Here is an 18,927-nt window from a genome sequence, read left to right as displayed (position 1 = left end):
GCTAGTTATAGTCAATACCTAAAAGACAAAAAATAGATATTTTTCTTTTATGTTTTGAAACCTAAAAATGAGTAACTTTAACAAACGTAAATCACTTGGATTTTCGTCAAGAAGCTCCTATGGTTTTATATAGCTGCATCTTTATGCAGCTGCTAAAGCAGGTCTTTGATACTGCTTACAGTGTTCTTCTGGTGACCGAAGCTCAAATGCCTTTTCATCACGAAGAACAGCAAATACGATGTTGCAGACTTTATGCATTACAGCACCGATTGCAACCATCTTAGGCTTTTGTCCAGACTTTAATTCGTAATACTTACGGAGGTATGGATTGATGCCCTCTCCATTACGTTTTGTACGAATGGAGGCGAGTGCTACGGCAAAGATAGCACGGCGCGCGATTCTGGAGCCACGTTTGCTCATATGTAACTGAGTGCCAACGAATTTTCCAGATTCATTTACTTCAGGATCTAATCCGAAGTAAGCAAAAAGTTGTTTTGGATTACGGAATGCTGAGAAATCACCTATTTCGCACATGATTGTTACAGCAGTCAGAAAGCCAACACCTGGGATTGTATTTAAAAGTTTAATCTGCTGAATAAACTTCTCGTTTTTATTGAATGTAATCAGCTGCCTAATACGATTCAGTATGGAATCCAAAGCAGAATCAAGCTTTTCAACAAGGTCCAAAGTTAAAAAGATATTGAAGTAGATACTGTCTATTTGACATCCAAATGTCTTTGCAGCATTAGCTGCAGCACAGAGTTTCTCATATCTTTCAGAAGCTTTGGCAAGACCTTTTCGTGAAGCTTTTGATATTTTTTCAATCATGGTCTTCTTATGACCACGAAGTATCTTGTCTGGAGTACCGTACTGGCGAAGAATCATTGTTGAGGTCTTGCCGGTAACATCACAGAAAACGTCAAGATACTGAGGAAACACGGTATGCAGGTCTCCTTTAAGTTTATTGATATGAGCAGAACGCTCATCAGTTAAATCGTAATACTTACGGGTAAGGCTACGCAGTTCAAGAACCAGCTTTGCTGGGAACTGGGAAACAGGAATATCTTTTGATAATCCTAGTTTGGCAATACCTTTAGAATCGATTTTATCATTTTTTACTTTTCTGATATTTCCATTCTTAGTAGAATGTGTAATAATAGGATTGATTATGGACGCGTTAAAACCACAATCAACAAGATAGCAGAAGAGCGGGAAATGATAAATCCCAGTGGATTCTAGAAAGGTGCGACTTTCTAAGGAATACAGCTCTTCTGCTTTTTTAATTTCAGAAACAGCTCGTTCCAAAGAATCCTTATTATTGTGAGTAATCTTGAAAGGTTTCAAGATCACTGTTTCGTCTGGCGCAAGAATTGTCATAAAGCTAAAAGCTGAACCGACATCAATGCCGACGGAAATATAGTTTTTGTTATGCATTATATGCTCCTTCCGATAGGGTTCCATAAAAAACAATGAATACACTACCTGGCGCGTTATACGGGTATAGCTTAATTGCTCCCAACCAGCCTAAAACATAAATTTTCATTGATGGAATGACAGTCTTAAGTTACGGGTATTACTGGACATAAGCCAGCTCCCTAGGAGAAAATCGTCCTTTTCCCTATCCAATGGAAAATAATACCTTATGTAACAGACATAGTCTAGGAGTGAATAATCATACAAAAATGTATGTAACTTATACACGTATCTATGGTTGGAGTGATTATGGAGGAGAATCCTCTTACCAACCAGGATATAGATTAGAGAATATGATGTGGATGACCTTATTGGTCTATGACTACATCATACCAGGAGAAAGTAATAATGTTGAAGTTTATTTGTGGAGTATTAGTAGGTGGCATCATAGGAGTTGTGATGATGTGCCTGTTGCAGATTAACAAGATTTAGTAGCGAAAAGAAAGGAGACACAAGATGCAGGTTGAAGTATCGGTGAAAGATAAGAAGAAAGCAGAAAGACGGTATCAGGAATATTTAAAGAAAATGAACAAGAAGAAGGGAGAACAGAAGAAATGATTGCAAAAGAGATGATAGCAGAAAAGGTATTTGCGGAAGGTGTAGCAAAGGACATCCGGAATTTTCTTCCAGCTAAATATGAGAATGCAGAATTTCAGGTAATGCAGATGAATAAAAATAATGGAGTCCAGATGGTAGGTGTACAGGTAAGATTACAGGAAGAAAATGTGTGCCCAGTTGTCTATGTAGAACCGTTCTTCAATGAAATACGTTTGGGTGAACCCGTTGAGAAAGTGATGAATGAAATTGCAAGATGCATGGAAGAAGCAGGCAATGTTCCGTTTTTGCACAGTGGTATCAACCCAATGGATTATGATTCAGTGAAGGAGCATCTGGCAGTGATGCTTGTGAACACCCAGGCAAACAAACGAATGTTACAGGAAATGCCTCATGAAAATATGGAAGATCTGTCGGCTATCTGTTATGTGGACTTCCTGGTAGAGTCTAACGATGGAAAAGCGACTATGAAGGTGAAAAATGAACATCTTAAGATGTGGAATGTGGATGCAAAGGAAATGTTCCGGCAGGCAAGAGCAAATACACAGCCTGTAAATACACCGATTCTTCAGTCAATGGACGAAATGTTGTTGAGTATTTTTAATGAAGAAGGACATGCAACAAACCTGTTAGATGAAAATGTTGATTTTGGACTTCGTTCACATGATATGCTGTATGCACTTACGAATGTAGAAAAGCAATATGGAGCATCTATGATCACGCAGCCAGAAGTTTTAAATAAATTGGAACAGCTTTTTCCAGAAGGATTTTATGTGTTACCGTCATCTGTGCATGAAGTTCTGATTGTTCCGGATAATGGAGAGATGGAACCGAAAATGCTTGGTGAAATGGTACGGGAAGTAAATAAAAATGAAGTGGAACGGCAGGAGGTTCTCTCAGACAGAGTTTACAGTTACGATAAAGAAAAACACCAGATTCGCCAGGAACCAGATTCTATACAGCAAGTAAAGGAGATGGGGCGTTGAGAAAACGTAATGTAGCAATCCTTTTCCGATTGAACAAAAAAGAAGCAGAGGCATTGGATAAGAAAGTAAAGAGAAGCGGACTGAACCGGGAAGCTTACCTGAGACAGTTGATTTCTGGTGTCGTTCCAAGAGACGCACCACCGCCAGATTATTATTCTATGATGCGGAAGCTGCATAAGATTGGAAATAACTTAAATCAGATCGCACAGAAAGCACATGTGTTAAATGTGGTAGATGTGCAGCGTTACGATAAGGAAGTGCGGAAGTTCAATGAAGCAGTCCGTAAGATTACAGAAGCAGTGATACTTCCAGAGAAAAATGAATCATGGCAGTGACATCAATCTGGAGCATCAAGGGGTGGATTGGAAAAGTCATCAATTATGCGGAGAATCCGGATAAGACGAAAGAGAACAACGAAGGGCAGATAGCCGAGGATCAATCACGATCCACACAAGGACTTAATGATGTAATTACCTATGCGGTGAATGCAGAAAAGATCAGACGGAGGCAATCTGAATCTATGGAAATGGAACTTGTCGGAGAAGCGGAAGAACTGATGGAACAGTATGTATCTGGAGTGAATTGTGCACCGACAACCGCCAGAGAAGAAATGATTGCGGTCAAGATCCGGGCAGACAGACCGGAAGAAGAAATACAGGAAATGAAAGAAGGACCAGTATCAAAACATCGGAGCAGACAGCAAATGTTTCTGTCCGGGCAATGCATTATTCCATGAAAAAAGCAGAAAAAGCAGTGCAGGCAGCAAGACAGACAGCACAGAATACAAAGATTGCAGTGAAAACGACAGCAAAGGCAGTAACACATGCAATAAAAGCGTTGATGGAAGCTATAAAAGCATTGTTAAGTGGATTGACCGCAGGCGGTTGGATTGCAGTGGTGATATTGATTATCGTCATTTTATTTGGTGGATTTCTTTGCATGACAGGCGGGGATAATTCCAGTACGGTTTCTTCTGTCAGTGCAGAAGTAGAAGCATATGAGCCACTAATTCGGCAGTATGCAAACCAATATGGAATTGGTGAATATGTGGAATTGATTAAAGCGATTATGATGCAGGAATCCGGTGGGAGAGGACTTGACCCGATGCAGTGTTCAGAGGGCAGTTTTAATACAAAATATCCCAAACAGCCGAATGGAATCACAGATCCGGAGTATTCGATTTCTTGCGGAGTGCAGGAAATAAAAAGCTGTCTGGAACGTGCAGGAGTAAAAAATCCTCTGGATATGGAAAATATTAAACTGGCATTGCAAAGCTACAATTATGGAAATGGATATCTGGAATGGGCGAAAGCTAGAGGTGGATATACCCTTGCCAATGCAGCAGAATTTTCTGATATGATGGCACAGAGAATGGGGTGGAGCAGTTATGGGGACAAGCAGTATGTACCACATGTGCTTCAGTATTATGCATTTGGAAGAATCCCGACAGGTATCGGCAATCAGGCAATCGTTCAGGTGGCAGCATCGCAGGAAGGAAAAGGCGGAACGACTTATTGGAGATGGTATGGATTTGGAGGCAGGGTAGAGTGGTGTGCCTGCTTTGTGTCCTGGTGTGCAGACCAGAGCGGTTATATTCAGAGTGGAGTCATTCCGAAATTTTCTCTTTGTTCGGACGGTGTGAAGTGGTTTGAAAGCAAAGGTAGGTTCCGTGACGGAAGTTATACCCCGGCGGCAGGAGATATTATTTTCTTTGATTGGGGAAACAATGGAACGATTGACCACGTTGGAATTGTGGAGAGTGTCAGCGGTGGAACAGTGAATACCATTGAAGGAAACAGTGGAGATAAGGTGGCAAGACGGAGTTATAGTATTGGAAGCAGTAACATCTATGGATACGGTGTTCCGGCATATTAAAAGGCAGGAGAAAGAATATGATAGTCTAATATTGAATCCGTTGTATACAATTCCTAAAAATAGACTTGACTTCTAAATATTACAGGTGTAAGATTTAGAAAAATAAAATAATTAGAAGAAAGGGGTATCTATGAAAAGAAAACGGAAAAAGCAAAGCACCCAAAAATCTTACACTTGTAAGATTTTTGGGCTGATAGTGGCTATAACAGTAATTGCTGTTTCAGGAGGTATTTTATTAAAAAGGACTATAACGGAATCACCAGAAAATACACTTATGGAATATATGAACCATATTGAAAAAAAGGAATATGAAGTAATGTACACTATGATAGATTCAGATGAAAAAGTTTATCTGACAAAAGAAGAGTACATACAACGAAATTCTAAGATATACGAAGGAATAGAGGTCAGTGACATCAAAATCAGTCATGTAACTGTGAAAGAGAAAAAAGCAGATACAGTTACGCTTTCGTATGAAACATCATGTAATACAATTGCCGGAACAATACAATTTGACAATATGGCGGAACTGAAGAAGACGAAACAGGGATATAAATTAGTATGGCAGGATAGCCTGATTTTTCCAGATTTAGAGAGTGATGATAAAATAAGTGTTACTACATCAAAAGCGGAGAGAGGAGAAATATTAGACCGAGATGGTAAAATGCTTGCAGGAAAAGGAGTAGCAACATCAGTTGGCATTATACCGGGAAAGCTGGAAGACAGGAATGTATCTATTGAAAAAATAGCGGAGTTATTAGAGATAGATGTAGAAACAATAAATAACAAACTCACAGCAAAGTGGGTAAAAGAAGATTCTTTTGTACCAATTGAAACTATTCCGAAAGTAGAAGAAATAGATTTAATGAAAATACAGCCAGAAGAAAAGACACTTGAGGAGCAGGATTGTCAGAATAAACTTTTGGAAATTCCAGGGGTTATGCTATCAGATGTGGAAGTTAGAACCTATGAGTTAGGGGAAGCAGCAGCTCATTTAATTGGTTATGTACAGTCTGTAACAGCAGAAGATTTGGAAAATCATCCAGGGGAAGGATATTCAGCTGAAAGTGTAATCGGAAGATCTGGGGTGGAAAAGTTATACGAAAAGCAATTAAAAGGAAAAGATGGTTGTGATATAAAGATTTTGGATAGTGATGGGGAAGTAAAAGAGGTTCTTGCAAGTATTTTTAAAGAAGATGGTATGGATATAAGATTAACGATAGATTCCGATTTGCAAAAATCATTATACGAGCAGTTTAAAGAAGATCCGGGGTGTTCTGTCGCAATGAATCCTTATACGGGAGAAGTATTGGCTTTGGTAAGTACCCCATCTTATGATAATAATGAATTTATACGGGGCTTATCATCAGAGAAATGGACATCATTAAACGAAGACGAAAAGAAGCCATTATATAATCGTTTTCGTCAAGTATGGTGTCCTGGCTCAACATTTAAACCAGTTGTGGCAGGAATTGGGTTGAAAACGGAAAGCATAGATCCAAAAGAAGATTTTGGAAATGAAGGTTTGGCATGGCAGAAAGATTCGTCTTGGGGATCTTATCAAGTGACAACACTTCATGAATATGAACCGGTTATTATGAAAAATGCAATTATCTATTCTGATAATATTTATTTTGCAAAGGCAGCTCTTAAAATTGGTAGTGAGAATTTTATGAATACTTTAAATGAAATAGGATTTAATCAGGATATGCCGTTTGAGATTGCGATGCAGGAATCAACATATTCCAATACAGATAAAATAGAAACAGAAATACAATTGGCAGATAGTGGTTATGGGCAAGGGCAGATTCTTGTAAATCCATTACATCTGGCAAGTATTTATACTTCATTTTTAAATGAAGGGAATATGATAAAACCGTATTTGAAATACAAAGAAGAAGCATCCGGTGAAACATGGATAGAAAATGCGTTTAGCAAAGAAAATGTAGAAGAAATTATGCAAGGGGTGGAAGGTGTTGTAAATGATCCGGAAGGAACCGGATATGCTGCACATCGTGACGATATTTTGCTGGCTGGAAAAACAGGGACAGCCGAGTTGAAGGCAACGAAAGAAGATACTTCTGGCAAAGAAATCGGGTGGTTTTCGGTGTTTACGGCAGATAAAAGCGTGGACAAACCAATTCTTCTTATCAGTATGGTTGAGAATGTGAAAGGAATCGGTGGAAGTGGTTATGTTGTTAAAAAAGATGCAACCGTATTGGATGAGTATTTTGAAGAATAAAAAAATTTTTATGGGAAATTATTACATATGTAAGATATTTGCGATGATATTGATAGTTCTTATTGTTTTTACAGGGTGCGGACAAAATCGAATTACGGAAAAAGAAGAAAAGAAAGAAACCGTAGAATCTGAAATGAATGCAGAAGTAAAAAAACAGCGCAAACTTTTCGGTCTGTTTATATGAAGGAGAAGTCGGAGTTAAATACATTAAAGGTGAAAAGAAAAATTATCAATTGTCTGGAAGAAAAAGGATATGCGGCAGTAGATTGTGATAATCAGATTGATATGGTCAATCGTGAAAAAGTAGAAGAATTTTGCAAAGCAGCGGAGAAAGAAGAACAGGCAGCAGTAGATATTGTTGTTGTATTTGATGAAGGGGAAATTATACAATATCATTTAGAGTCAATGAATGGAAAGATAAATGTTCGATTATGTCAGGTTAAATGGAAGGATAATAGCCCACAGGCTAATTATTATGATGAATATGAAGCATATGAGTGGAAATATACAGAAAAAGGATACTTGTTTCTGGAGGAATATCACCCACCGGGATTTGATGGAGCACCGGGTGAAACTGGATTCAGAGTGCAGCCATTAGATAAAACATGCCGAGAATTGAATCGAAAATATGTTATGCCGTTGGGGTATGCACTTAATAATCTGTTGATTACAAATTGGGATAACCAGAATTATACGGAACTTGATTTTTATGATCTTTATGAAAAAATGTATTATATGAAATATGGAAAGCAAGTTCCATATGAAGCAAATTATGGTGGAGCAGAATATGAAGTTCCAAAAGATGAGTTTGAAGAGGTTATAAAGACCTATTTACCATTTAGTAATAGCGAGATTGAAAAAGGAACTTTTTATAACTCTGATAATAGAACTTTTAGATACAGACCGCGAGGGTTATATGATTGTGAATTCCCATATGAGCCATATCCGGAAGTTATCTCATATGAAAAATTACAAGATGGAACATTAAAACTTACGATAGAAGCAGTATGGGAAATCAGAATGTTAGATCAGGCAATCACCAGTGAATTGATGATAAAACCTATGGAAGACGGAAGTTTCCAGTATTTATCAAATAAGGTAATCAAGTCAGATCAAAATGCAAATGCAGGGTGGTATATGCCAAGGTTAACAGAAGAAGAGTGGGAAGAGAATTACAGTAATAATTAGGGGGCAATATGAAAAGAAAAAGTATTTTGTTAGTACTTTGTATAGGAATGATTCTGACTTCCTGTGAAAGTAAGATATCGTTAAACAGCACAGATGTAAAAAATGAGAAGAATCAGAAAAACACTACCATGGAAAATCCGGATAAGGGATATAATCTACCAATCGATGAAGACAAGAAAAAGGAAGCTGTGAACGATTGTGAAGAAATTATGGGCATTATCCGAGATATTTATTCTGAATATAATGGAATACAAGAAGCAGATCAGAACACTGCTGAGCAAATGATGAATCGGATGAAAGAAATTATCAAACAAAATGGGAATCCGGTCATTGGTTCCGATCATTATTCTGTTATGGATAATTATCAGAAGATGGAACAATTTTTAAAATCTGCAGAACAAGAAGAAAAAGGAAGTGTAATTTTATATGAAGCAGATACAGATGGTGGAATTACCAGAAAAGAATATAGTTATGATGGAAAAGAAATGAGTGTGATGTCCGCAAAAATGATCTGGAGTGAGGATACAGAGCCTGTACTTACATACATATCGCTATCAAAAATAAAAGAATGGGCATATACTGAAAATGGGAATTTCTGTTATGAATTATGCGTACCTGAACCACCGGAAGTGACAGAGATTGTAGATGGAAGTTGTATTATCCGGGTAAAGCCTTTGAGTGAGGAGTGTCGGGAATATTCAAAAAAATATGTGAGTACGTTCGGCTATCAGGGAAACAATCTGTTATGTTCAAACTGGAATGCGGAGGATATGCAGGGGTTGGATTATAATGGACTTTATGAATATTTTTATCAAATGAAATATGGAGAAAAATTTACGGCAGAAAAAGAGGTTGTGGGAATTCCAGCAGAAGAGTTCGAAAATGTAATTATGACATATCTTCCTGTTACAAAAGAAGAATTGAAAGAATGGGCGGTCTACGATGAACAAAGTAATATGTTTATCTGGGAACGATTGGGATGTGGTAATTATTCACCAACACATTTTGGCTTGTCTTTACCGGAAGTAACAGAAGTCAGGCATAATGAAGATGGAACCATTGTTTTGACAATTCATGCAGTATGTGATTCTGTTGTATGTAATGATGCTGTTATTACACACGAACTTACGATGAAAATTCAGGATGATGGAACGATTCAGTATGTTGGAAACAGGATTTTAGATAATGGTATTGATAATATACCGAGGTATCAGTACCGGTTAGGTAATTTGCAGAATTGATCAGTAGAGAAGAATGAAATAAAGAGAACTGATAACAGGAAATTATGCTATCAGTTCTCTTTATTTATTTCCAAATACCAAGATTAGAAAGTACAGATTCTGTTATTTCGGTAGCCTGACTTCCAGTTGCACCAGAAGAGGATTGAATATTTGTTGCGAAGTAGTAAGTATTATTCGCTGTTTCAATGTATCCGATAAACCAGCCATTGACATCTTTACCATTGACACGCCCGGTTCCTGTTTTCCCGTAAAGAGAACCGGAAGAAGTAGTGGAAAGCAGCAGGGCTTTTTTTACTGCCTGGATATTTTTACTGTCAAAATGAAAATTATTTTGATAGAAATCCTGTAACAATTCCACCTGTTCTATGGGTGATATCTTCAGAGAGAAATCTGTCCAATAGAGATTTAGATTTGTTCCAGTATTTTGATTCCCATAGTTTATTGTCTGTAAAAATGTTCTTACGGCTTCAAAACCTGCCTGTGAATCAATTGCCTGAAAATACCAGTTTACAGAATTATGTATAGCCGAGGTTAAATCTTGATCGGCTTCCCATGAATTAAAAGGATATGGTTCTCCATTCCATGTGAAAGTGGAATGTTCTGGTGTAATAATTCCAGATTCCAAGCCAAGTAATGCATCATATATTTTATAAGTCGAATTCGGTGATACACGTGTGGAAGCATGATCCATATTATAAATATTCCATTTATCAGCAGACTGATTATATAAAACAAAACTTCCGGTGTAGTCCCCAAAATTGGAAGAAAGATTTAGCTGAGTAATATTCTTTTCGGTTGTGTCAAAATGATAGCCAGTCTGATCAGAAGCATAAACAGAAAGTATGGGAATGCATCCAATGATGATAGTAGAGACGAATATGCATATAAGATATCCACGAATTTTTTGTTTAAAAGTAGGTTGGTGGAATGATGCAATATTTAAAATGCGTCCTTTTAACTGTTTTATATTTCCACTGATTCCCATAGTAAGAGGGAATGGAGACAGAGCTATTGTTTCGGCAAAGTTAATCAGTGTATTTCCATATGACTTGTATTCTGTTTCTTTCAATAATTGTAATACAGCACTGTCGCAGGCAAGTTCGCGTTCCTGCCGTATTCTTTTTAGAAAATACCAGATTAGGGGATTGAACCAGTAGAAAACATGTACTGTATTTATCAAATATCCAATTAGAATATCTTTATGCTTGTAGTGCTGCAGTTCATGAAGAAGCATATATCGAATATCAGTTGAGCTTATAGTTCCAGCGTTAAAATCTGAAATCAAGTGAATTGGAAGATAAATGCGAGGATGCAGGAAACCAGCCAAAACAGGAGATTTCAAAAATGCTGTACTATAAATCGGAATGGTATGCTTGCTGTTCACTTCGTTTAAACATTCTATATAAAGAGCGTTTAGTTCTTCATTTTGAAGAGGTAAAGCAGAACTATGTAAGGCTTTTACTTGTCTTACTGAGTGGTAGAGAAGAAAAAACATTATGAATATACCGATACTCCAGAAAAATACAAGTAATGTGTGAATAAAAGTTGGTATTTGGGTGCTGACAGAGACAGCAAAATCATTTATTTTATCCAAATTATAACCATTACCAGAAAGAAAAGTGGTTTGAATGTCACCATTGGTACTTGAACTGGCTGTCAGCAAATGGCTCCACGATATAGAAGATGGGGCAGAGCTTATTGGTAAAAAGGGAACAATTAGAACGGCAAGAAATATAATCGAAAGATTATATTGCATACGTGCGGATAATTGCCTTTGCAATAAATTTTTTAATCCCAGTAAACTACCTAAAAAAATACAAATGATGGCATTACACAGTAAAAATCGAAAACTAAAATATATCAAAATATGCTCCTCCTCCCATGGTTAATGATTGGAAAGAAGATTCCGTAAGCTGGCAATGTCTTCTTCAGACAATTTATCATCCTCAATGTAAGAGGCAAGCATAGAAGTGATATTACCATTATAATATCGTTTTAAAAAAGAATTACTTTCCTGCCGAATATATTCGTCTTCCTTGACCAATGGGGTATAGACAAAAACCCGGCCTTGTTTTTCGTAGGTTAGTGCTTTTTTAGAAACGAGACGTTTAATCAATGTCTGAATTGTTTTAGGACTCCAACGGGAAATTTGTGTTAATTTTTCAGTAATTTCATTGGTGCTGATTGGTGCGTATTTCCAAACGATTTTCATAACTTCAAATTCAGCTTCTGAAATTTGAGGCAGATTGCTCATGTGATATCCTCCAAATCTTACAAATGTAATAAAAATATTATATATCTTAAAAGGTTAGTCTGTCAACGAAATAAAAACTTGACTTTAAATCTTACAGACGTAATAATAGATAAAAATTACGCTTGTAAGATTTGGAATATGAAAGGTTTTTATAAAAATGGGAGGGGTAGTTGTTGTAACATTTGATGAAAATGAGGAAGAAAAAGCTATTTTTAGAGCCTATACTTTGAGGGGCAGGGTGTTTGTACCTTACCCCTCGGTTTTGCATATTGTGCCATTACGGTGCTATTTTCTTATCTTTATCATAAGTTCATCAACAGCTTCCGTGTATTTTGCTTGTGCTATCAGCTTGTTCCTCAAAGAGAGAAATAAGGAACCTCCGATTTTATTTTATAAAGTCTTTAATTTTTTGCAGATTGGCATTGCCGTCTTTTGCTCCAAGCTCATACACCGCTTGCAGTTTGTCGGGATTTTTCTCAATTCTCCCGATTTCAATAGGGCTTGACGGACGAATCACCATAGCTTTTCCACCGGCTTCCCATTTTCTCAATTCTTCCACGGCACGATTATAGTTATTGTGACGCTGTAATAATCTCTCCGCAATTTTGGGGTATTTTCGTCCGTACAACTTAACTAAGACCGGAGACATTGGTTTCTTTCGGTATTCCATATCACGAGTAAGAATTACAATCAGCTTGTCACAATCTTGACCGGCAAGCCATTCAAAAGGAATACTGTCAGCAATTCCTCCGTCAAGGTATTTCTTGTCACCGATTGCCACAGGCTTTGAAACAAAGGGCATAGAGCCGGACGCTCTTAAAGTGTCCATCTGTTCAAATACGCTGTGTATTTGTATGTATTCCGGGTTTCCGGTAGCAACATTTGTAACCACAGCATAAAAAGGAACATTGGACTTTTTGTACGCTTCATCATCAAAGGGGTCAAGGGTTTTCGGAACATCTTCGTAGGCATATTTTGTGCTGACAATATTACCCTCACGAAGCAAGGGGTGAAATCCCATATAGTTTTTGTCTTTGTTAAACCTCTTGTTATAGCGGATTACTCTGCCTTTTTGTCCTGACAGATAGTTTACACCGAACAATGCTCCGGCGGAAACACCGACCACGGAATCCATCTTGATGTCATTATCAAGAAATGTGTCTAAGACACCGGCGGTGAACATTCCACGCATAGCACCGCCTTCTAATACCAATCCGATTTTCATAATGGTTTCCTCACATATTTTGATTATTGTTTTGGTTGCTCTTTATTAAGTTGGGCGGTAAGCAAAACGATTTCCTCCGGCGTTTCGGGCATACCCTGACGCATCCATTCGTCAACCCATCCCCAAATCATTCCGGCTATCATTGACTTTGCATATCTTTCCAAATTGTTATTCGCTTCCTCGAGCTTGACTGAAACTCGGAGTGCTTCGAGAATCATATTGGATAAGCCCTGATTGTAAAGAAGCAGATAAAAGTCCTTGTGCTTATAGTAATGTCGCAATAGGCTTTCGGAAAAATAGGTTGGGTCATTTTTACCCTCATAATCCTTTTCCCACTCCTGTATCAGTTGCAGGAGTTGTTTTTTTATTACATCTTCTTTGCTTTCGTAATTGCGGTAAAAAGACATTCTTCCGACACCGGCAGTTTCGCATATCTCACTTATGGAAATTTCATTAAGGGATTTTTCTTTAAGCAGACCCAAAAGTGCTTCATTTATATGTTCAATCACATAGGCATTTCTACCTTCATTGCTCATCGGTGATACACTTTTTGACTTTTGTATCATTTTTGCTCCTCCTATTGACTGCATTAAAATTTGCAGATATAATTGTAACAGCGATACAAATGTATCATCGAAAAGATATCACAAAAATTGTGCAAAGTCAATAAACAAAGGAAAGGAAAGAAAAAATGACACTTATACCCAAAAGGCTGATTATTATATTTGTTCTCATCATTGCCGGTATCGTACTTGGCAGATTGGCAGTACGAGGATTTATGAACCTTTTATTGGGCGGCACTTTGTTTGGAGGCAACATATTGTGATGAAAGAAAAGAAGATAGATGAAAAGACAAAGAAAGGTCGAATGATTATGTGGGCATTTATTTATAGCGGTGTTTTTATTGCTGCATTGATAATTGGCGTGGTAAGCAAGTTTGTCCAACCGTCCTGGACAAAAGATTTTACGGCGGAGTGGAGCGATTCTGTCGGCACAGTTTATAAGGATATTACATACGGAGAGAAGGACGCTAACAAATTCGACCTCTATGTCCCGGCAGATAATACGAAAGAAAACTACGGATTGGTGGTTTATCTCCACGCAGGCGGATTTACTGCTGGTGATAAATCCGGAGACGAACAAATTCTCAAATGGCTGTGTTCAAAAGGCTATATAGCGGCAGGAATTAACTACACCTTGCGTGACGAAGCACACCCGGAAGCCAGCGTTTATTCCCAGTCAATGGAAATTAAAGAGAGTATGCCCGCAGTTATTGCAGAAGCGGAGAAACTCGGCTATCATATCGATGAGATGTCCATCGGTGGCGGTTCGGCAGGTCATTGTCTTGCAATGCTCTATGCCTATCGTGATGAAGAAACTTCTCCCGTTCCTGTGAAAATGGTGTTCGGTGCTGTCGGCCCTTCCAGTTTCTACCCGGAGGATTGGAAATGCTATGGCTTTGACAAGGAAACAGAAGAAAGCAGAGCTGCCGCCGCAGGACTGTTTAGCGTGATGGCTGGCAAAGAGATTTCTCCCGATATGTTTGGAACACCGGAATATGATGAAGCAATCAAGGACATTTCCGCTCTTTTGTGGATTGACGAAAACACAGTTCCGTCTGTTTTAGCGTATGGCAAGTTTGACAAGGTGCAATCCTTTGAAGCGTCTGTTCGTCTTGATAAGGCTTTGACGGAACACAACGTGCCGCACGAATATATCGCTTGCGAGCACTCCGGACACGGCTTGCAGAATGATAACAAGGAATTTCTTCTGCATAATCAAAAAATGGAAGAATATCTTGATAAATATATGCCTGTGAAATAATAATGAAAGCGTGAACATTGTATGGACAAGAAAAGAAAGAAAGTATTCATCAATATTGGCATAACCATTGCCGTAATAATCTTTGCCGCCATACTTGGCATCGTTGTCGGGGAATTATTGCTCGACAATTTGATATAAGGTGGTGGCGGTATGAAGAAAAGAACAAAAATAACACTTTGGAGTATACTATTCGTTATCGTGTTTACCGTCAGTGCTTTAATCAGAGTAAATTTGCTCGGTTCGGCACCTATGAGGCTGATGCAGGTCAAATGGGACGATACCGTAGGGACGATTTACAACGACTTAAACTATGAAAATGATTACGGACATAAATACGATTTGTATGTTCCTGCAAACCTTGATATAGGAAACGCACAGCAGCTTATTCTTTTTATCCACGGTGGCAGTTTTAATTCCGGTGCAAAAGAGGACGGAGAAGTTTGGTGCAAATATTACGCTTCAAAGGGGTATATTGCAGCTTCACTTGACTACTCTCTTCAAACTGTTCAAGAGGACGCAAGCCTTGTGAGAATGAACACGGAAATAAAAGAGTGTGTGAACGCAATCAACGAAAAGTGCAAAGAACTCGGTTATACCCTTGATGGTATGGCAACCTGCGGTGTTTCCGCAGGCGGAACGCTTGCAATGAATTATGCCTACACCTGTGCCGAAACCTCCGTCGTTCCTGTGAAATTTGTGTTTCAACTTGCTGCACCTGCTGACTTTGAACCGAGCGATTGGGATATACTAAAAAAGGTCAACAAGCTCGATACCGATGCTGAATTTCTTTCTATGATGACAGGCGTAAATATTACAGAGGAAATTATTAAAAGCGGCGAATATGAGAAGTATGTCGATATGATTTCTCCCGCAAGGCTGGTAAATGAAAACTCTGTTCCCACATTACTGGGATATGGACTGAAAGATCATCTTGTACCGAGAGAGTTAAAGTACAAATTGGTTTCTGCATTAGAAGATAACGGTGTAGAGTATGATTATTTTGAATTTCCCAACTGCAATCACGGTATGTACCGTGACCTCGATATGCTGAAGCAGTTTTTAGAACTGTCTCTTGAATACTGTGAAAGGTACTTTTGAAAAGCATAAAGTTTCAACATATTGTTTTTGAATAAATGTGTTAAACAGTAGCCTCTGGTCTTTTAATATAGCGGTGCTACGAACGGCGTTCATTTTTCCAACCCACAACATCGGCTTGGTTGCCTTTAACTGTTCGGTAACACCTTGCTTTTCCGCCATTTCATTTACCAGCCGAGAAAACATTTTCTCAGCCTGCTTGTCAATATCTGCAAGGTATGAGTTTAGTTTCCCGCTTGTCAGCAAGTTTATATCGCTTTAATTCAAAAGGTGTTTCGCATTTATTGGGACATGCCAAGGAAATCATATCAGTAGATGTCTATGGAGATACGCAGGAAATCATAGAAGACTGTCTGGATGTATTGGAACCATTTATTGAAGAAGTTATTCCAAAAGAGCGGAAAGATCAGCAATATGATTATTCAGAAGTGATTGAAATAGACTTAATCCTGGAGGAATATTTCAACGCAGCATGATAAAAAATAGAATAGTAGTAAGAGAGAAAAGTACAAATAAGAATCGAACATTTGTACTTTTTTCTTGCCTTCATCTATATACTTTCAAAAAAATGTCTGATATAATAGGGACTGTTACAAGAAAAAACAGTAAAAATATGACAGAACCGGAGCCTAGTATCATCAGGTATTTCCGAGTGCTGTTTTATCCGCAAATATGAATTTTGTGACTTTTATTCGTAACGAGGTGAGAAACACATCTATTCACTATAAAAATGAGATTTTCGTTACGAATCTGGATACGAATTTTTGGATGATAATGATCGTAATAAAAAAGTTCACAGAACTTTTTCAATCGCATTTATGCGATTGAAAGTCACATCTTATTGAACATTAGCAGTTCAATAAGCGTGAATGGAGGGATTTACCATGAATGCAGAAAAAGGACATTCGCAATCCGCTGACAATAGTCAGCTACTTGCTCATAAAAGCAGCTCGCAGGGCGGACATGCTTTTAAATTAAAAGCCCCATATAAGCCAACCGGAGACCAGCCACAGGCGATTGCAGAGCTTGTGAAAGGGTTCAAGGAAGGCAATCAATGCCAGACTTTACTAGGGGTTACGGGTTCGGGAAAGACTTTTACGATGGCAAATGTGATTCAGCAATTACAGAAGCCGACGCTTGTCATCGCTCATAATAAGACGTTAGCAGCTCAGTTGTATGGAGAATTCAAGGAGATGTTCCCTGACAACGCGGTGGAGTATTTTGTCTCCTACTACGATTATTACCAACCGGAGGCCTACGTTCCATCTTCAGATACTTACATTGCCAAGGATTCAGCCATCAATGATGAAATTGACAAGCTCCGTCTTTCCGCTACAATGGCACTGATGGAGAGGAGAGATGTGATCATCGTTGCCAGTGTTTCCTGCATTTATGGATTGGGTAACCCGGTGGATTATCAGAACATGGTGATCTCCCTTCGTCCCGGAATGATCAAAGACCGGGATGAGGTGATGGCAAAACTGATTGAGATCCAGTATGACCGCAATGATATGGATTTTCACCGTGGTACATTCCGGGTGCGCGGAGATGTGCTGGAGATCATTCCGGCTTACGAGAGCGATACGGCGATCCGTGTGGAATTTTTCGGGGATGAGATTGACCGGATTTCAGAGATTGATATTCTGACTGGCGAAGTTAAGGATGAACTGAAGCATATTGCAATCTTTCCGGCTTCTCACTATGTTGTTGACCGCGAGAACATTAAGCGTGCTGTGGCAGATATTGAGGAAGAGTTGGAAGAACGGGTGAAAGAGTTTAAGCGGAATGATAAACTGCTGGAGGCACAGCGTATCGCAGAGCGGACGAATTTTGATATTGAGATGCTCAAAGAGACAGGGTTTTGTTCCGGAATCGAGAATTATTCCCGGCATTTGTCAGGATTAAAGCCGGGACAGGCACCTTATACACTGATTGACTATTTCCCGGACGATTTCATTATGATGATCGATGAGTCACACAAGACGGTTCCGCAGATCGGAGGAATGTATCATGGAGATCAGTCAAGAAAGCAGACGCTGGTAGATTATGGATTTCGTCTTCCGTCGGCAAAGGACAACCGTCCGCTGAATTTTGAAGAGTTTGAAAGTAAGATTAATCAGGTCTTATTTGTGTCGGCAACGCCTGGGCAGTATGAGATGGATCACGAACTTCTCAGAGCAGAGCAGGTAATCCGACCGACAGGTCTTCTTGATCCTGAGGTTGAAGTCCGTCCGGTGGAAGGACAGATTGATGATCTTTTAGGTGAAATTAATAAAGAAATTGAAAAGAAAAATAAGGTTTTGGTCACTACTCTGACAAAGAAGATGGCGGAAGATCTGACGGATTATATGAGAGAGGTTGGTATCCGTGTGAAATATCTTCATTCTGATATTGATACCCTTGAGCGTACCGAGATCATCCGTGATATGAGACTGGATGTATTTGATGTCCTTGTAGGAATTAATCTGTTAAGGGAAGGACTAGACATTCCGGAGATTACACTGGTAGCGATCCTTGATGCCGACAAAGAAGGTTTCCTTCGTTCGGAAACGTCTCTGATCCAGACTATTGGACGTGCGGCACGAAATTCGGAAGGGCATGTTATCATGTATGCAGATACAATGACCGAATCCATGCAGCTTGCGATTGATGAGACACAGAGACGTCGTGAGATTCAGATGCAATATAATAAGGAGCATGGAATTACGCCAAAGACCATTCAGAAATCAGTACGTGATCTGATCAGCATTTCCAAAAAGGTGGCAGCACAAGAACTGAAGATGGAGAAAGATCCGGAATCTATGAGCCGCAAGGAACTGGAGAAGCTGGTCAGGGATTTGGAAAAACAGATGAAGAAGGCGGCAGCAGAGCTGAACTTCGAGGTGGCAGCAGAGCTGCGTGATAAGCTGATTGATCTGAAAAAGATGTTGAATGATATGGATAAATAATTTAATGATGCCAGGGTTAAA

At 38.8% G+C, this 18,927-nt stretch carries 18 protein-coding genes and 1 pseudogene; 13 read left to right on the top strand and 6 right to left on the bottom strand.

Annotated elements, in window-relative coordinates; translation table 11 throughout:
* Positions 1–141: 141 nt before the first annotated feature.
* Positions 142–1,434, bottom strand: coding sequence for an IS110 family RNA-guided transposase (locus tag NQ541_RS07880; protein WP_023921410.1), 1,293 nt, complete (start codon positions 1,432–1,434; stop codon positions 142–144).
* A gap of 357 nt (positions 1,435–1,791) precedes the next feature.
* On the opposite strand from NQ541_RS07880, the gene NQ541_RS07875 reads away from it, so the two are divergent.
* The 9 genes and pseudogenes from NQ541_RS07875 (at position 1,792) to NQ541_RS07835 (ending at position 9,560) form a co-directional block, all read left to right on the top strand.
* A complete protein-coding gene (locus NQ541_RS07875; RefSeq protein WP_081442947.1) occupies positions 1,792–1,905 on the top strand; it encodes a DUF3789 domain-containing protein in 114 nt (37 codons plus the stop codon).
* A gap of 122 nt (positions 1,906–2,027) precedes the next feature.
* Complete coding sequence (locus NQ541_RS07870) at positions 2,028–3,014, top strand: DUF5688 family protein (RefSeq protein WP_005610823.1); 987 nt, start codon at positions 2,028–2,030, stop codon at positions 3,012–3,014.
* Positions 3,011–3,349 carry a plasmid mobilization protein gene (locus tag NQ541_RS07865; protein ID WP_005610824.1) on the top strand — a complete coding sequence of 113 codons (339 nt, stop codon included), beginning with the start codon at positions 3,011–3,013 and terminating at the stop codon, positions 3,347–3,349. The genes NQ541_RS07870 and NQ541_RS07865 overlap by 4 nt, the downstream gene beginning before the upstream one ends.
* Positions 3,340–3,750 (top strand): hypothetical protein, encoded by a 411-nt coding sequence (locus NQ541_RS07860; RefSeq protein ID WP_005610825.1) that lies wholly within the window; start codon positions 3,340–3,342, stop codon positions 3,748–3,750. Before NQ541_RS07865 ends, NQ541_RS07860 begins: the two co-directional genes overlap by 10 nt.
* Positions 3,684–4,889 (top strand): annotated as a pseudogene (locus tag NQ541_RS07855) (lysozyme family protein); the annotation flags it as partial. The gene NQ541_RS07860 and the pseudogene NQ541_RS07855, both read left to right, overlap by 67 nt.
* Before the next feature lie 130 nt (positions 4,890–5,019).
* A complete protein-coding gene (locus NQ541_RS07850; RefSeq protein WP_005610827.1) occupies positions 5,020–7,131 on the top strand; it encodes a penicillin-binding transpeptidase domain-containing protein in 2,112 nt (703 codons plus the stop codon).
* Complete coding sequence (locus NQ541_RS07845) at positions 7,121–7,315, top strand: hypothetical protein (RefSeq protein WP_028087877.1); 195 nt, start codon at positions 7,121–7,123, stop codon at positions 7,313–7,315. The genes NQ541_RS07850 and NQ541_RS07845 overlap by 11 nt, the downstream gene beginning before the upstream one ends.
* Positions 7,312–8,319, top strand: coding sequence for a DUF6070 family protein (locus NQ541_RS07840; protein ID WP_005610829.1), 1,008 nt, complete (start codon positions 7,312–7,314; stop codon positions 8,317–8,319). Before NQ541_RS07845 ends, NQ541_RS07840 begins: the two co-directional genes overlap by 4 nt.
* A gap of 8 nt (positions 8,320–8,327) precedes the next feature.
* Positions 8,328–9,560, top strand: coding sequence for a DUF6070 family protein (locus tag NQ541_RS07835; RefSeq protein WP_005610830.1), 1,233 nt, complete (start codon positions 8,328–8,330; stop codon positions 9,558–9,560).
* A 64-nt stretch (positions 9,561–9,624) separates the two neighbouring features.
* Here NQ541_RS07835 and NQ541_RS07830 read toward each other — a convergent pair whose 3' ends face one another.
* The 4 genes from NQ541_RS07830 to NQ541_RS07815 all read right to left on the bottom strand — a co-directional run bounded on the left by NQ541_RS07830 (position 9,625) and on the right by NQ541_RS07815 (position 13,605).
* Positions 9,625–11,424: a BlaR1 family beta-lactam sensor/signal transducer gene (locus NQ541_RS07830; protein WP_081442948.1), complete on the bottom strand. Its 1,800-nt coding sequence runs from the start codon at positions 11,422–11,424 to the stop codon at positions 9,625–9,627.
* 21 nt (positions 11,425–11,445) lie between these two features.
* The gene (locus NQ541_RS07825; RefSeq protein WP_005610833.1) at positions 11,446–11,814 is read right to left on the bottom strand and encodes a BlaI/MecI/CopY family transcriptional regulator; all 369 of its coding nucleotides are present in this window, start codon (positions 11,812–11,814) and stop codon (positions 11,446–11,448) included.
* A gap of 385 nt (positions 11,815–12,199) precedes the next feature.
* The gene (locus NQ541_RS07820) at positions 12,200–13,039 is read right to left on the bottom strand and encodes a patatin-like phospholipase family protein (protein WP_005610834.1); all 840 of its coding nucleotides are present in this window, start codon (positions 13,037–13,039) and stop codon (positions 12,200–12,202) included.
* A gap of 23 nt (positions 13,040–13,062) precedes the next feature.
* A complete protein-coding gene (locus NQ541_RS07815) occupies positions 13,063–13,605 on the bottom strand; it encodes a TetR/AcrR family transcriptional regulator (RefSeq protein ID WP_023922855.1) in 543 nt (180 codons plus the stop codon).
* Between the two features lie 259 nt (positions 13,606–13,864).
* Between NQ541_RS07815 and NQ541_RS07810 the strand changes: the two genes are divergently transcribed.
* Positions 13,865–14,863 (top strand): alpha/beta hydrolase, encoded by a 999-nt coding sequence (locus NQ541_RS07810; protein ID WP_005610838.1) that lies wholly within the window; start codon positions 13,865–13,867, stop codon positions 14,861–14,863.
* A gap of 150 nt (positions 14,864–15,013) precedes the next feature.
* Entirely contained in the window at positions 15,014–15,961 is a 948-nt protein-coding gene (locus NQ541_RS07805; protein ID WP_005610839.1) for an alpha/beta hydrolase, read from the top strand.
* Here the strand turns inward: NQ541_RS07805 and NQ541_RS13370 are convergent.
* A complete protein-coding gene (locus NQ541_RS13370; RefSeq protein WP_005610840.1) occupies positions 15,923–16,204 on the bottom strand; it encodes a TnpV protein in 282 nt (93 codons plus the stop codon). The genes NQ541_RS07805 and NQ541_RS13370 overlap by 39 nt on opposite strands.
* Before the next feature lie 38 nt (positions 16,205–16,242).
* On the opposite strand from NQ541_RS13370, the gene NQ541_RS07795 reads away from it, so the two are divergent.
* A complete protein-coding gene (locus NQ541_RS07795) occupies positions 16,243–16,434 on the top strand; it encodes a hypothetical protein (RefSeq protein ID WP_005610842.1) in 192 nt (63 codons plus the stop codon).
* Positions 16,435–16,827: 393 nt separating this feature from the next.
* Positions 16,828–18,906, top strand: coding sequence for an excinuclease ABC subunit UvrB (uvrB, locus tag NQ541_RS07790; RefSeq protein ID WP_005610845.1), 2,079 nt, complete (start codon positions 16,828–16,830; stop codon positions 18,904–18,906).
* Positions 18,907–18,927 lie beyond the last annotated feature (21 nt).

It is taken from the genome of [Ruminococcus] lactaris ATCC 29176 (assembly GCF_025152405.1).
Taxonomy (GTDB): Bacteria; Bacillota; Clostridia; order Lachnospirales; family Lachnospiraceae; genus Mediterraneibacter; species Mediterraneibacter lactaris.
The sequence above is the reverse complement of the archived record's forward strand: the minus strand, read 5'-3'. Positions and strand labels throughout refer to the sequence as shown.